Below are 13,011 nucleotides of genomic sequence, written 5' to 3' on the forward strand. Positions count from 1 at the left end.
ATGAAAATGTTAAGAAAAATTATTTATTTCGGTGGGGCTCTTCTCTTGCTGGCGTCTTGTAGTGAAGACTATCTAGAGGTGTACCCAACAGAGACCTTATCTGCGGAGCAGGTGTCTGAGGCTGCAGAAATTAACCCAGATGTATCAGCAGGTACTTTATTGGGTATTTATGAGAACTTATACCGTAGAGGTAGTGGTGGTACTGATAGCCAAGAAGATTTTGGTATTACAACGCAGTATATTCAGTTGGATATGATGTCTGCAGATATGGCTCACTTAGGTAAGAGTTATAACAGGCAAACTCAAATTTCAGAATTAACTGCTACTCTTGATCCTGACAACAACTATAACTACAGAGGTTGGAGATTCTTATACCGAATCATCAATTTATCAAACCTAGTTATTGACGGTGCTGGTGGAAACGATGTGGTGCCTGAAACTGAAACAGGAAGATTCACTATCGGTCAGGCTAAAGCTTTAAGAGGATATGCATACTATTTCCTTGCTCACATTTATGTGAATGATATTTCAGATTTATCTAAAGAAGTTTTACCTATTTATACAAGTGCAAACGATCTTGATATGCCTAAAAGTACTCTTCAAGAAGTATTTGATGTTGCTTTAAATGATTTATTAGAAGCGGAGACTTTACTTGAAGGTTTTAATAGAGATGCTAAGATTGAAATTAACCAGGATGTTGTAAGGGGATTATTAGCTCGACTTTATGGAGCTATGAATAACTGGCCTAAAACTGAAGAGTACGCTAAAAAGGTTATAGATGCTGGATATCCAATTATGACGGCTGATGAAGTGGCATTACTGCCGGGTGAAGATGGTAGTGTTGGTGGATTCAACGATATCAATAGCATTCCAGGAGTTCTATGGGGAATTGATATTACTCCTCAAGGGCAAGGTCTTGCTTCATTATTTTCTTGGTGGGGCTTTATGGATGCTTATAGTTATAGCTATGCTGCTGTAGGTAATCCAAAAGGAATGGATGCTGGCTTATATAGTAACTTTAGAGAAGATGATATTAGATTATATCAGTTTAATTCTGATCTACGACCATTAGGTAAGTTTTATTATAAAGGAGCCGAATTAAACGGTTTTGGATTATTTTCAGGTCCTCAGGTGAATATCGATTCGGATTCTCACTATATGCGAATTGCAGAAATGTATTTATTGCATGCCGAAGCTGCTGCTGAAAACGGAAATTTTGCTGCAGCTAGAACTAGCTTAAAAGCAGTCCTAGACTTAAGGTTGGATGATTCATCTTATATTGATGCAATGGCAACAACTGATTTAGCCGAAGAAGCTGCTTTGCAAGCGAGACTAGAGCTTTGGGGAGAAGGTCAATCTTATTTCATTATGAAGAGAAGACGTGAAACTCGTACTAGAGGCTCTAACTGGTTAGATTTTGCTGGTCAATCATTCTCACATGATGACGAGAAGTTAACTTATGAGATTCCTCAAAACGAGATTTTATTTAATACAAATCTTGGAGGTCAGAATTAATCGACATTCTGGATAAATTTTAGAACCGGATAGTAATTCAATTGCTATCCGGTTTTTATTTGCAAGATATCTAGGTCTAGATAAATTGATGTATAATTGCGCGAGATAGAAGTATTAAATATTTTTTGATGATATTCTTCGTTATATATTTAGTTTCGCATATTTTAATAAGAGAGAAGTATGGGTTTTAGGATTAAACTTACTTGCATCATTGTATTAATGTTTGGTTTTAAGATGTTTTCTCAAGATAATTCTACAATTAGACGTGAAGGAGGAGGGAGAAACAGTTATGAAGACAGTTTAACTAATAGAGGTCTTAAAAATAGAGCAGCACGCCAACGCCCACCCTTAGAGCTATACAAAATCATTTCAGTAGAGAATGACACCACTATTGTAGATACATCACTTACGGTAGAAAAACTCTACAAGTATAATTACCTCAGGAAAGACAATTTTGAGTTGCTTCCATTTGCTAATGAAGGGCAAACCTATAATACGCTGGCCTATACTTTTGATAGTGAAAAAGTGATGCCTGAATTTGGAGCCCGCGCGCGGCATTTCAATTATATGGAGGTCGATGATATTTTTTATTATCAAGTACCTACACCGTTAACCGAGCTGTATTATAAAAGTGTATTCTCTCAAGGCCAAAACCTTGATGCGTTTTTTACGATGAATAAATCTAAACGCTTCAATTTTTCTATCGCTTATAAGGGGTTGCGTAGTTTGGGTAAATATCAAAACGCACTTACCAGTACAGGGAATTTCAGATTCACGACGAATTATCAATCAAAAAATAACCGTTACAACGTTAAAGCTCATTATGTGGCGCAGGATTTATTAAACGAAGAAAACGGTGGCCTTACAGATCAAGCCTTGGTTAATTTTGGAGGAGGCGATTCTCAGTTCAATGATCGCGCTAGGCTGTCAGTTAACTTTGAAGATGCCGAAAGTATTCTCGATGGAGCCCGATTTTACATTAATCAGCGCTACGACTTAATTAAGCAGAATGACAGCGTCAATAAGAATAGAATTCAAATAGGGCATATCCTCAATTATGAAGACAAGTTCTTTGAATATAGGCAAACCACTCCCGCTACTGATCTTTTCGGCGAATCTTTTGTGACTTCTAATTTGGTAGATCGTACAGATTATGAAGAATTGAACAATAGAGTCTTTGTAGAGTATTCAAACAATATATTAGGAACGCTAAACTTTCAGGCTAATCATACCTATTACAATTATGGCTATAACTCGGTGCTCGTTCGAGAAGATGAGACGATTCCCAATGCACTTCAGGGAGATATTATTGCAGTCGGAGCTTCTTATAGAAAAGCGTACGAAGGATTTCAATTAAAAGGCGAAGCACAGACCAATGTGGTAGGTGACTTTTCAGGCTTAGATTTTAATGCAGAGGCCAGATTTAAGCTAAAAGATAAAGCAGCATTTTCTGGCGGAATTCATATCAATTCTTCTCCTGCAAATTATAATCACTTGCTGTATCAAAGCAGTTACCAGAATTACAACTGGTACAATGCTGAAAATTATGAGAACGTAAAGACCAGTTCTCTCGATTTTAAGATGGATTCAAAAAAATGGTTCAATGCTTCTGTTAGTTTAGTGAGTATCGCAGATTATGCTTATTTCAGTAGAAATAACGCCGGCTTGGTGCAATCTTTTCAGGCAGATGCCAATGTCACCTATTTAAAAGTTAAGCTCAACAAGGAATTTAGATTGGGCAAATTTGGTTTAGATAATACGGTAGCTTATCAAAATGTTAGTTCAGGGATGAGTTATTTTAACGTTCCTGAAATCATAACGCGCAACACCTTGTATTATGCAGATGAATGGTTTCAAAAGGCGCTTTTCGTTCAAACAGGTTTCAGATTCAATTATTTCACTGAATATAATATGAACGCGTATGATCCTGTACTTGCCGAATTTTACGTTCAGAACGATCAGGAGTTGGGTGGCTTTCCTTTGTTAGATTTGTTTTTCAATATGAAAGTTCGCCAGACGCGCATCTTTTTCATCGCCGAGCACATCAATTCCTTGGTGAGTCCTTCAGATTATTATTCAGCTCCGGGTTATCCGTACCGTGATTTCACGTTTCGTTTTGGCCTGGTATGGAATTTCTTTTTATAGGGTTTTGCTGTTTTTGACAGCAACCGGGCTTTCGCTACTCGCTTTATTGCGCTTTTAGGAGCGCAACAAGAGCTCAAACAGGCCGCTCAATCCCTAACCCAAGCTTTTTTTGGACTAATAGCTATTGGTTTCTGTGTAGTTCATCGAATAAATCAACTAAAATCTAGCTTTTTGCTTTTTTAGAAGTTCTTTGAATCCTTTATTATTTTCGCTTCATCAGCATATGTAGAACTTTTTCAAAAACTTTAAGAATGTAAAATACTGTAAACAAGCTCGTAGTAAATTATTTTAAAAATACTTTTAAAAAGTGCTTGCGGGGTTAGATAATCGTTCTATATTTGCGCCTCCAAAATCGGGTATAAAAAACGGTTTTACGTTCATAGAAATATAGATCAAGTAAACAATCTTAAGGTAAGCTTATAGGTTGTTTATTGAAAACAAATGTTCGCTTAGAGGTTATTGATATCTTTTGGCGGCGCTAAGAAATAAAGTTTAAAAAAAGCTTGTTTTATAAAGGAAAAGGGTGGTATCTTTGCCTCCCGATTTTCGGCAAAAAGTCGGGGTAAGTTCTTTGTATGATTTCTTAAAAATGGCTTGAAAAAAACTTTAATTTTTATTTGTTTGGTAAGAAAAAAGGTTTGTATATTTGCAGCCGCTTTCACGGAGAGCAACGCACATTGAAAACGAGATGATTTGGTATCCCGATAGCTATCGGGGAGAGAGGTTCGATTCCTTGACATCTAACGATAAATGATCTTCTTTAATCAGGGGAGAAGTTAATTGACATATTGAATTGACAACGCGTTCCGATTTTATATCGGAATTGAATTAAAACTAGAACGACCATTTTGAGCGCTTCTTTATGAAGTGTGATTAAATTTCCTTATATCGTGGAATATTATTTAAGATACTACGATGAAGAGTTTGATCCTGGCTCAGGATGAACGCTAGCGGCAGGCCTAACACATGCAAGTCGAACGGTAACAGGAATTAGCTTGCTAATTTGCTGACGAGTGGCGCACGGGTGCGTAACGCGTATGCAATCTGCCTTGTACTGGAGTATAGCCCAGGGAAACTTGGATTAATCCTCCATAGTCTATTGATATGGCATCGTATTAATAGTAAAGGTTACGGTACAAGATGAGCATGCGTCCTATTAGCTAGTAGGTGTGGTAACGGCACACCTAGGCAACGATAGGTAGGGGTCCTGAGAGGGAGATCCCCCACACTGGTACTGAGACACGGACCAGACTCCTACGGGAGGCAGCAGTGAGGAATATTGGACAATGGGCGGGAGCCTGATCCAGCCATGCCGCGTGCAGGAAGACTGCCCTATGGGTTGTAAACTGCTTTTATACGGGAAGAATAAGTGTTACGTGTAGCACGATGACGGTACCGTAAGAATAAGCACCGGCTAACTCCGTGCCAGCAGCCGCGGTAATACGGAGGGTGCAAGCGTTATCCGGAATCATTGGGTTTAAAGGGTCCGTAGGTGGACTAATAAGTCAGTGGTGAAAGTCTGCAGCTTAACTGTAGAATTGCCATTGATACTGTTAGTCTTGAATTGTTGTGAAGTAACTAGAATATGTAGTGTAGCGGTGAAATGCATAGATATTACATAGAATACCGATTGCGAAGGCAGGTTACTAACAATATATTGACACTGATGGACGAAAGCGTGGGGAGCGAACAGGATTAGATACCCTGGTAGTCCACGCCGTAAACGATGGTTACTAGCTGTCCGGCCTAATTGAGGGCTGGGTGGCCAAGCGAAAGTGATAAGTAACCCACCTGGGGAGTACGTTCGCAAGAATGAAACTCAAAGGAATTGACGGGGGCCCGCACAAGCGGTGGAGCATGTGGTTTAATTCGATGATACGCGAGGAACCTTACCAGGGCTTAAATGTAGTCTGACAGATTTGGAAACAGATTTTTCTTCGGACAGATTACAAGGTGCTGCATGGTTGTCGTCAGCTCGTGCCGTGAGGTGTCAGGTTAAGTCCTATAACGAGCGCAACCCCTGTTGTTAGTTGCCAGCGAGTAATGTCGGGAACTCTAGCAAGACTGCCGGTGCAAACCGTGAGGAAGGTGGGGATGACGTCAAATCATCACGGCCCTTACGTCCTGGGCCACACACGTGCTACAATGGTAGGTACAGAGAGCAGCCACGTCGCAAGGCGGAGCGAATCTATAAAACCTATCACAGTTCGGATCGGGGTCTGCAACTCGACCCCGTGAAGCTGGAATCGCTAGTAATCGCATATCAGCCATGATGCGGTGAATACGTTCCCGGGCCTTGTACACACCGCCCGTCAAGCCATGGAAGCTGGGGGTACCTGAAGTCCGTCACCGCAAGGAGCGGCCTAGGGTAAGACCGGTAACTGGGGCTAAGTCGTAACAAGGTAGCCGTACCGGAAGGTGCGGCTGGAACACCTCCTTTCTAGAGCTTTGCTGCATAGCAGACAAAGCCACGACTGTAAGGAAAGACGAAGTTTTAGTTTTAGTTGTCAATTCAAGATATTTTTCGGTTGATGATCCTGAATTCATTTCAGGATCATTCAATTGATAAATAGGACAGTCTCATAGCTCAGCTGGTTAGAGCGCTACACTGATAATGTAGAGGTCGGCAGTTCGAGTCTGCCTGAGACTACAACGCAGCAAAGCTGCGATTCAAGGTTTTGAATTTAATATTTAAAATTTTGGGTAAAGTTCATAAACAAATATTGAAGGAAATTTTAGAAGTTGGGTAACCCAGTTTGCAGTAAGCAGAAGCAGTTAGCAGTAATTTAGACTGTGTACTGAATACTGAAACTGCCTACTTTATAAATGGGGGATTAGCTCAGCTGGCTAGAGCGCCTGCCTTGCACGCAGGAGGTCATCGGTTCGACTCCGATATTCTCCACCATTTTAATTTTGAATTCAAAATTTTGAATTTAGAATTGAATACAGTTCATTGACATATTGGGAAATAATAAGAATACGAGAGAAACAAATTTTATATAGTTATTAATAACTAAGTTATATTATAGATAGAACTCATTAATAATACAAAAGGCCAAGGTAGCAATACCAATGGTCCTTATAAGAGCAAAAAGTACAATAAGCTAAATAAGGGCGTATGGGGAATGCCTAGGCTCTCAGAGGCGATGAAGGACGTGATAAGCTGCGAAAAGCTGCGGGGATTGGCACATACAAATTGATCCGCAGATATCCGAATGGGGCAACCCACTATACTGAAGGTATAGTATCCGCAAGGAAGCAAACCCGGAGAACTGAAACATCTAAGTACCCGGAGGAAGAGAAAACAATAGTGATTCCGATAGTAGCGGCGAGCGAACTCGGAATAGCCCAAACCGATTCTGTTACGGCAGGATCGGGGTTGTAGGACCACGACATTTTATGCGTAATGAATTAGAACACTTTGGAAAGAGTGGCCATAGACGGTGATAGCCCGGTATAGGTAAAGAGCGTTATAGATAGTGGTATCCTGAGTAGTGCGGGGCACGTGAAACCCTGTATGAATCTGGCGGGACCATCCGCTAAGGCTAAATACTCCTGAGAGACCGATAGTGAACCAGTACCGTGAGGGAAAGGTGAAAAGAACCCTGAACAAGGGAGTGAAATAGACCCTGAAACCATACGCTTACAAGCGGTCGGAGCCCTTTTGGGTGACGGCGTGCCTTTTGCATAATGAGCCTACGAGTTACTTTATCTAGCAAGGTTAAGATGTTCAGCATCGGATCCGTAGCGAAAGCGAGTCTTAATAGGGCGTTTAGTTAGGTTGAGTAGACGCGAAACCGTGTGATCTACCCTTGGGCAGGTTGAAGCTGTGGTAACACATAGTGGAGGACCGAACCCGTTGACGTTGAAAAGTCTTGGGATGACCTGAGGGTAGGGGTGAAAGGCCAATCAAACTCGGAAATAGCTCGTACTCCCCGAAATGCATTTAGGTGCAGCGTTGATTTATAGTTTTATAGAGGTAGAGCTACTGATTGGATGCGGGGGCTTCACCGCCTACCAATTCCTGACAAACTCCGAATGCTATAAAATGTTGATCAGCAGTGAGGGCATGGGTGCTAAGGTCCATGTCCGAGAGGGAAAGAACCCAGACCATCAGCTAAGGTCCCCAAATGTATGTTAAGTTGAAAAAACGCGGTTGGACTGCCCAGACAGCTAGGATGTTGGCTTGGAAGCAGCCATTCATTTAAAGAGTGCGTAACAGCTCACTAGTCGAGCGGTCCGGCATGGATAATAATCGGGCATAAACATACTACCGAAGCTATGGCATCGTAAGATGGGTAGGGGAGCATTGTAACAAAGTTGAAGGTTTACTGTGAGGTAAGCTGGATTGGTTACAAAAGAAAATGTAGGCATAAGTAACGATAATGCGGGCGAGAAACCCGCACACCGAAAGACCAAGGTTTCCCCGGCCATGCTAATCAGCCGGGGGTCAGTCGGGACCTAACGCGAACCCGAAAGGGGTAGTGGATGGACAACAGGTTAATATTCCTGTACCTGCTCACATTAAAAGTGACGGAGGATTAAATTTGGTGCGTGCTGACGGAATAGCACGTTGAAGCTACTTAACGTAGTGATAGTACACCACGGCTACGGCTACGGTGATAATCCAGAGGAGATACTTCCAAGAAAAGCGAGTGAAGCAGCCCGTACCGTAAACCGACACAGGTGGTTGGGATGAGGATTCTAAGGTGCTCGAGAGATTCATGGCTAAGGAACTAGGCAAAATCGACCCGTAACTTCGGGAGAAGGGTCGCCCCACTCCGGTGGGGCCGCAGTGAAGAGGTCCAGGCGACTGTTTATCAAAAACACAGGGCTCTGCGAAATCGAAAGATGAAGTATAGGGCCTGACACCTGCCCGGTGCCGGAAGGTTAAGAGGAGATGTTAGCATTAGCGAAGCATTGAATTGAAGCCCCGGTAAACGGCGGCCGTAACTATAACGGTCCTAAGGTAGCGAAATTCCTTGTCGGGTAAGTTCCGACCTGCACGAATGGTGCAACGATCTGGACACTGTCTCGGCCATGAGCTCGGTGAAATTGTAGTATCGGTGAAGATGCCGATTACCCGCTATGGGACGAAAAGACCCCGTGCACCTTTACTATAGCTTAGTATTGACTTTGGACAAGTGATGTGTAGGATAGGTGGGAGACTTTGAAGCTGCGTCGCCAGGCGTGGTGGAGTCATTGTTGAAATACCACCCTTTACTTGTTTGAAGCCTAACCCATATTATGGGGACAGTGCTTGGTGGGTAGTTTGACTGGGGTGGTCGCCTCCAAAAGAGTAACGGAGGCTTCTAAAGGTTCCCTCAACACGGTTGGCAATCGTGTGTAGCGTGCAATGGCATAAGGGAGCTTGACTGAGAGACATACAGGTCGATCAGGTACGAAAGTAGAGCATAGTGATCCGGTGGTTCCGCATGGAAGGGCCATCGCTCAAAGGATAAAAGGTACGCCGGGGATAACAGGCTGATCTCCCCCAAGAGCTCATATCGACGGGGGGGTTTGGCACCTCGATGTCGGCTCGTCACATCCTGGGGCTGGAGAAGGTCCCAAGGGTTGGGCTGTTCGCCCATTAAAGTGGCACGCGAGCTGGGTTCAGAACGTCGTGAGACAGTTCGGTCTCTATCTATAGTGGGCGCTAGAAATTTGAGTGGATCTGACCCTAGTACGAGAGGACCGGGTTGGACCGACCGCTGGTGTACCTGTTGTTCCGCCAGGAGCATTGCAGGGTAGCTATGTCGGGAAGGGATAAGCGCTGAAAGCATATAAGCGCGAAACCCACCACAAGATGAGATTTCTTTAAAGGGCCGTGGGAGACGACCACGTTGATAGGCTATAGGTGTAAAGGCAGTAATGTCATAGCCGAGTAGTACTAATAACCCGTAAGCTTATGTACGTCTTCCCGCACTTTTATGATGCGGGAGGAACACTCTTATACTTATAATGATCAAGTCAGATTTGTTCTTATAGTCTTTTTATTATTACCCAATATGTTAACTTATTAAAGTATGTGATTAAATCATACGACAGCTTAAGGTGGTTATAGCGACGGGGCTCACCTCTTACCATTCCGAACAGAGTAGTTAAGCCCGTTAGCGCCGATGGTACTACATCTCGTGGGAGAGTAGGTCGCCGCCTTGTTTTAAAAGTCTGCATCAATATCTGATGCAGACTTTTTTTTTACAATAAAGTTAGATAAACCTTTAGCTTCCGGTTTTAAGGGAGTGTGTTTTGGTGTCTGAAGGGCTGGTAGCGAATCTTGGATCTGTGATGTAGGGGAGTCTTTTAATTTTAGAGACCTCTAAGGTGATAAAGTCGAACTCAGTGGTTACTTTAGCTTCTATATGATACAATCCCCGCGCGTAAATAGCACTCCTTTGCGCTACTTCAGGAAATAATACCGTGTCAAGCCAGGACCCTTTTAAATCTAGATTGGTCAAGTGAGAACGATCAGGCTTTGGGTGGCTTTCCGTTGTTAGATTTGTTTTTCAATATGAAAGTTCGCCAGACGCGCATCTTTTTCATCGCCGAGCACATCAATTCCTTGGTGAGTCCTTCAGATTATTATTCAGCTCCGGGTTATCCGTACCGTGATTTCACGTTTCGTTTTGGCCTGGTATGGAATTTCTTTTTATAGGGTTTTGCTGTTTTTGACAGCAACCGGGCTTTCGCTACTCGCTTAATTGCGCTTTAAGAAGCGCAACAAGAGCTCAAACAGGCCGCTCAATCCCTAACCCGAATATTTTTGATGAAAAGCAACTAGAGTTTTTTTGTGTAGTTCATCGAGTAAATCAATTAAAATCTAGCTTTTTGCTTTTTAGGAAGTTGCTTCTATCTTTCATTATTTTGATTGTATGGGTATATCCGGAACTTTTTTCAAAAACATTAAGGATGTAACTTATTGTAAACAAGGTATTAGAAAATTATTTTAAAAATACTTTAAAAAAGTGCTTGCGGGGTTAGATAATCGTTCTATATTTGCGCCTCCAAAATCGGATATAAAAAACGGTTTTACGTTCATAGAAATATAGATCAAGTAAACAATCTTAGGCTAAGCTTTTAGGTTGTTTATTGAAAACAAATGTTCGCTTAGAGGTTATTGATACCTTTTGGCGGCGCCAAAAAATAAAGTTTAAAAAAAGCTTGTTTTGTAAAGGAAAAGGGTGGTATCTTTGCCTCCCGATTTTCGGCAAAAAGTCGGGGTAAGTTCTTTGTATGATTTCTTAAAAATGGCTTGAAAAAAACTTTAATTTTTATTTGTTTGGTAAGAAAAAAGGTTTGTATATTTGCAGCCGCTTTCACGGAGAGCAACGCACATTGAAAACGAGATGATTTGGTATCCCGATAGCTATCGGGGAGAGAGGTTCGATTCCTTGACATCTAACGATAAATGATCTTCTTTAATCAGGGGAGAAGTTAATTGACATATTGAATTGACAACGCGTTCCGATTTTATATCGGAATTGAATTAAAACTAGAACGACCATTTTGAGCGCTTCTTTATGAAGTGTGATTAAATTTCCTTATATCGTGGAATATTATTTAAGATACTACGATGAAGAGTTTGATCCTGGCTCAGGATGAACGCTAGCGGCAGGCCTAACACATGCAAGTCGAACGGTAACAGGAATTAGCTTGCTAATTTGCTGACGAGTGGCGCACGGGTGCGTAACGCGTATGCAATCTGCCTTGTACTGGAGTATAGCCCAGGGAAACTTGGATTAATCCTCCATAGTCTATTGATATGGCATCGTATTAATAGTAAAGGTTACGGTACAAGATGAGCATGCGTCCTATTAGCTAGTAGGTGTGGTAACGGCACACCTAGGCAACGATAGGTAGGGGTCCTGAGAGGGAGATCCCCCACACTGGTACTGAGACACGGACCAGACTCCTACGGGAGGCAGCAGTGAGGAATATTGGACAATGGGCGGGAGCCTGATCCAGCCATGCCGCGTGCAGGAAGACTGCCCTATGGGTTGTAAACTGCTTTTATACGGGAAGAATAAGTGTTACGTGTAGCACGATGACGGTACCGTAAGAATAAGCACCGGCTAACTCCGTGCCAGCAGCCGCGGTAATACGGAGGGTGCAAGCGTTATCCGGAATCATTGGGTTTAAAGGGTCCGTAGGTGGACTAATAAGTCAGTGGTGAAAGTCTGCAGCTTAACTGTAGAATTGCCATTGATACTGTTAGTCTTGAATTGTTGTGAAGTAACTAGAATATGTAGTGTAGCGGTGAAATGCATAGATATTACATAGAATACCGATTGCGAAGGCAGGTTACTAACAATATATTGACACTGATGGACGAAAGCGTGGGGAGCGAACAGGATTAGATACCCTGGTAGTCCACGCCGTAAACGATGGTTACTAGCTGTCCGGCCTAATTGAGGGCTGGGTGGCCAAGCGAAAGTGATAAGTAACCCACCTGGGGAGTACGTTCGCAAGAATGAAACTCAAAGGAATTGACGGGGGCCCGCACAAGCGGTGGAGCATGTGGTTTAATTCGATGATACGCGAGGAACCTTACCAGGGCTTAAATGTAGTCTGACAGATTTGGAAACAGATTTTTCTTCGGACAGATTACAAGGTGCTGCATGGTTGTCGTCAGCTCGTGCCGTGAGGTGTCAGGTTAAGTCCTATAACGAGCGCAACCCCTGTTGTTAGTTGCCAGCGAGTAATGTCGGGAACTCTAGCAAGACTGCCGGTGCAAACCGTGAGGAAGGTGGGGATGACGTCAAATCATCACGGCCCTTACGTCCTGGGCCACACACGTGCTACAATGGTAGGTACAGAGAGCAGCCACGTCGCAAGGCGGAGCGAATCTATAAAACCTATCACAGTTCGGATCGGGGTCTGCAACTCGACCCCGTGAAGCTGGAATCGCTAGTAATCGCATATCAGCCATGATGCGGTGAATACGTTCCCGGGCCTTGTACACACCGCCCGTCAAGCCATGGAAGCTGGGGGTACCTGAAGTCCGTCACCGCAAGGAGCGGCCTAGGGTAAGACCGGTAACTGGGGCTAAGTCGTAACAAGGTAGCCGTACCGGAAGGTGCGGCTGGAACACCTCCTTTCTAGAGCTTTGCTGCACAGCAGACAAAGCCACGACTATAAGGAAAGACGAAGTTTTAGTTTTAGTTGTCAATTCAAGATATTTTTCGGTTGATGATCCTGAATTCATTTCAGGATCATTCAATTGATAAATAGGACAGTCTCATAGCTCAGCTGGTTAGAGCGCTACACTGATAATGTAGAGGTCGGCAGTTCGAGTCTGCCTGAGACTACAACGCAGCAAAGCTGCGATTCAAGGTTTTGAATTTAATATTT

4 protein-coding genes, 3 tRNA genes and 4 rRNA genes are annotated in these 13,011 nt (G+C 42.9%); 10 read left to right on the forward strand and 1 reads right to left on the reverse strand.

What is annotated here, in order from left to right; translation table 11 throughout:
- Nucleotides 1-6 precede the first annotated feature (6 nt).
- The 7 genes from LDL79_RS10510 to rrf all read left to right on the forward strand — a co-directional run bounded on the left by LDL79_RS10510 (nucleotide 7) and on the right by rrf (nucleotide 9,819).
- Entirely contained in the window at nucleotides 7-1,515 is a 1,509-nt protein-coding gene (locus tag LDL79_RS10510) for a RagB/SusD family nutrient uptake outer membrane protein (RefSeq protein WP_225597680.1), read from the forward strand.
- A 234-nt stretch (nucleotides 1,516-1,749) separates the two neighbouring features.
- Nucleotides 1,750-3,660 carry a putative porin gene (locus LDL79_RS10515; protein ID WP_225597681.1) on the forward strand — a complete coding sequence of 637 codons (1,911 nt, stop codon included), beginning with the start codon at nucleotides 1,750-1,752 and terminating at the stop codon, nucleotides 3,658-3,660.
- Nucleotides 3,661-4,572: 912 nt separating this feature from the next.
- A 16S ribosomal RNA gene (locus tag LDL79_RS10520) occupies nucleotides 4,573-6,100 on the forward strand.
- A 136-nt stretch (nucleotides 6,101-6,236) separates the two neighbouring features.
- Nucleotides 6,237-6,310 (forward strand) — tRNA-Ile (locus LDL79_RS10525).
- A 178-nt stretch (nucleotides 6,311-6,488) separates the two neighbouring features.
- Nucleotides 6,489-6,565, forward strand: a tRNA-Ala gene (locus LDL79_RS10530).
- A gap of 193 nt (nucleotides 6,566-6,758) precedes the next feature.
- Nucleotides 6,759-9,573 (forward strand): 23S ribosomal RNA (locus LDL79_RS10535).
- A gap of 137 nt (nucleotides 9,574-9,710) precedes the next feature.
- Nucleotides 9,711-9,819 (forward strand): 5S ribosomal RNA (gene rrf, locus LDL79_RS10540).
- A gap of 62 nt (nucleotides 9,820-9,881) precedes the next feature.
- Here rrf and LDL79_RS10545 read toward each other — a convergent pair.
- Nucleotides 9,882-10,118: a hypothetical protein gene (locus LDL79_RS10545; protein ID WP_225597682.1), complete on the reverse strand. Its 237-nt coding sequence runs from the start codon at nucleotides 10,116-10,118 to the stop codon at nucleotides 9,882-9,884.
- Here LDL79_RS10545 and LDL79_RS10550 point away from each other — a divergent pair.
- From LDL79_RS10550 to LDL79_RS10560, 3 genes are all read left to right on the forward strand, one after another.
- Nucleotides 10,076-10,315 carry a putative porin gene (locus LDL79_RS10550; protein ID WP_262903810.1) on the forward strand — a complete coding sequence of 80 codons (240 nt, stop codon included), beginning with the start codon at nucleotides 10,076-10,078 and terminating at the stop codon, nucleotides 10,313-10,315. The genes LDL79_RS10545 and LDL79_RS10550 overlap by 43 nt on opposite strands.
- Before the next feature lie 915 nt (nucleotides 10,316-11,230).
- Nucleotides 11,231-12,758 (forward strand): 16S ribosomal RNA (locus LDL79_RS10555).
- The 16S, 23S and 5S rRNA genes sit together here with 3 tRNA genes alongside, the layout of an rRNA operon.
- 136 nt (nucleotides 12,759-12,894) lie before the next feature.
- A tRNA-Ile gene (locus tag LDL79_RS10560) sits at nucleotides 12,895-12,968 on the forward strand.
- The last annotated feature ends 43 nt before the right edge of the window (nucleotides 12,969-13,011 follow it).

The organism is Leeuwenhoekiella palythoae (genome assembly GCF_020310025.1).
GTDB lineage: Bacteria > Bacteroidota > Bacteroidia > Flavobacteriales > Flavobacteriaceae > Leeuwenhoekiella > Leeuwenhoekiella palythoae.

Bases quoted from the DNA above. Each gene is read 5' to 3' on its own strand.
- LDL79_RS10515 (WP_225597681.1), top strand. From the start codon at position 1,750: ATGTTTTCTCAAGATAATTCTACAATTAGACGTGAAGGAGGAGGGAGA.
- LDL79_RS10510 (WP_225597680.1), top strand. From the start codon at position 7: ATGTTAAGAAAAATTATTTATTTCGGTGGGGCTCTTCTCTTGCTGGCG.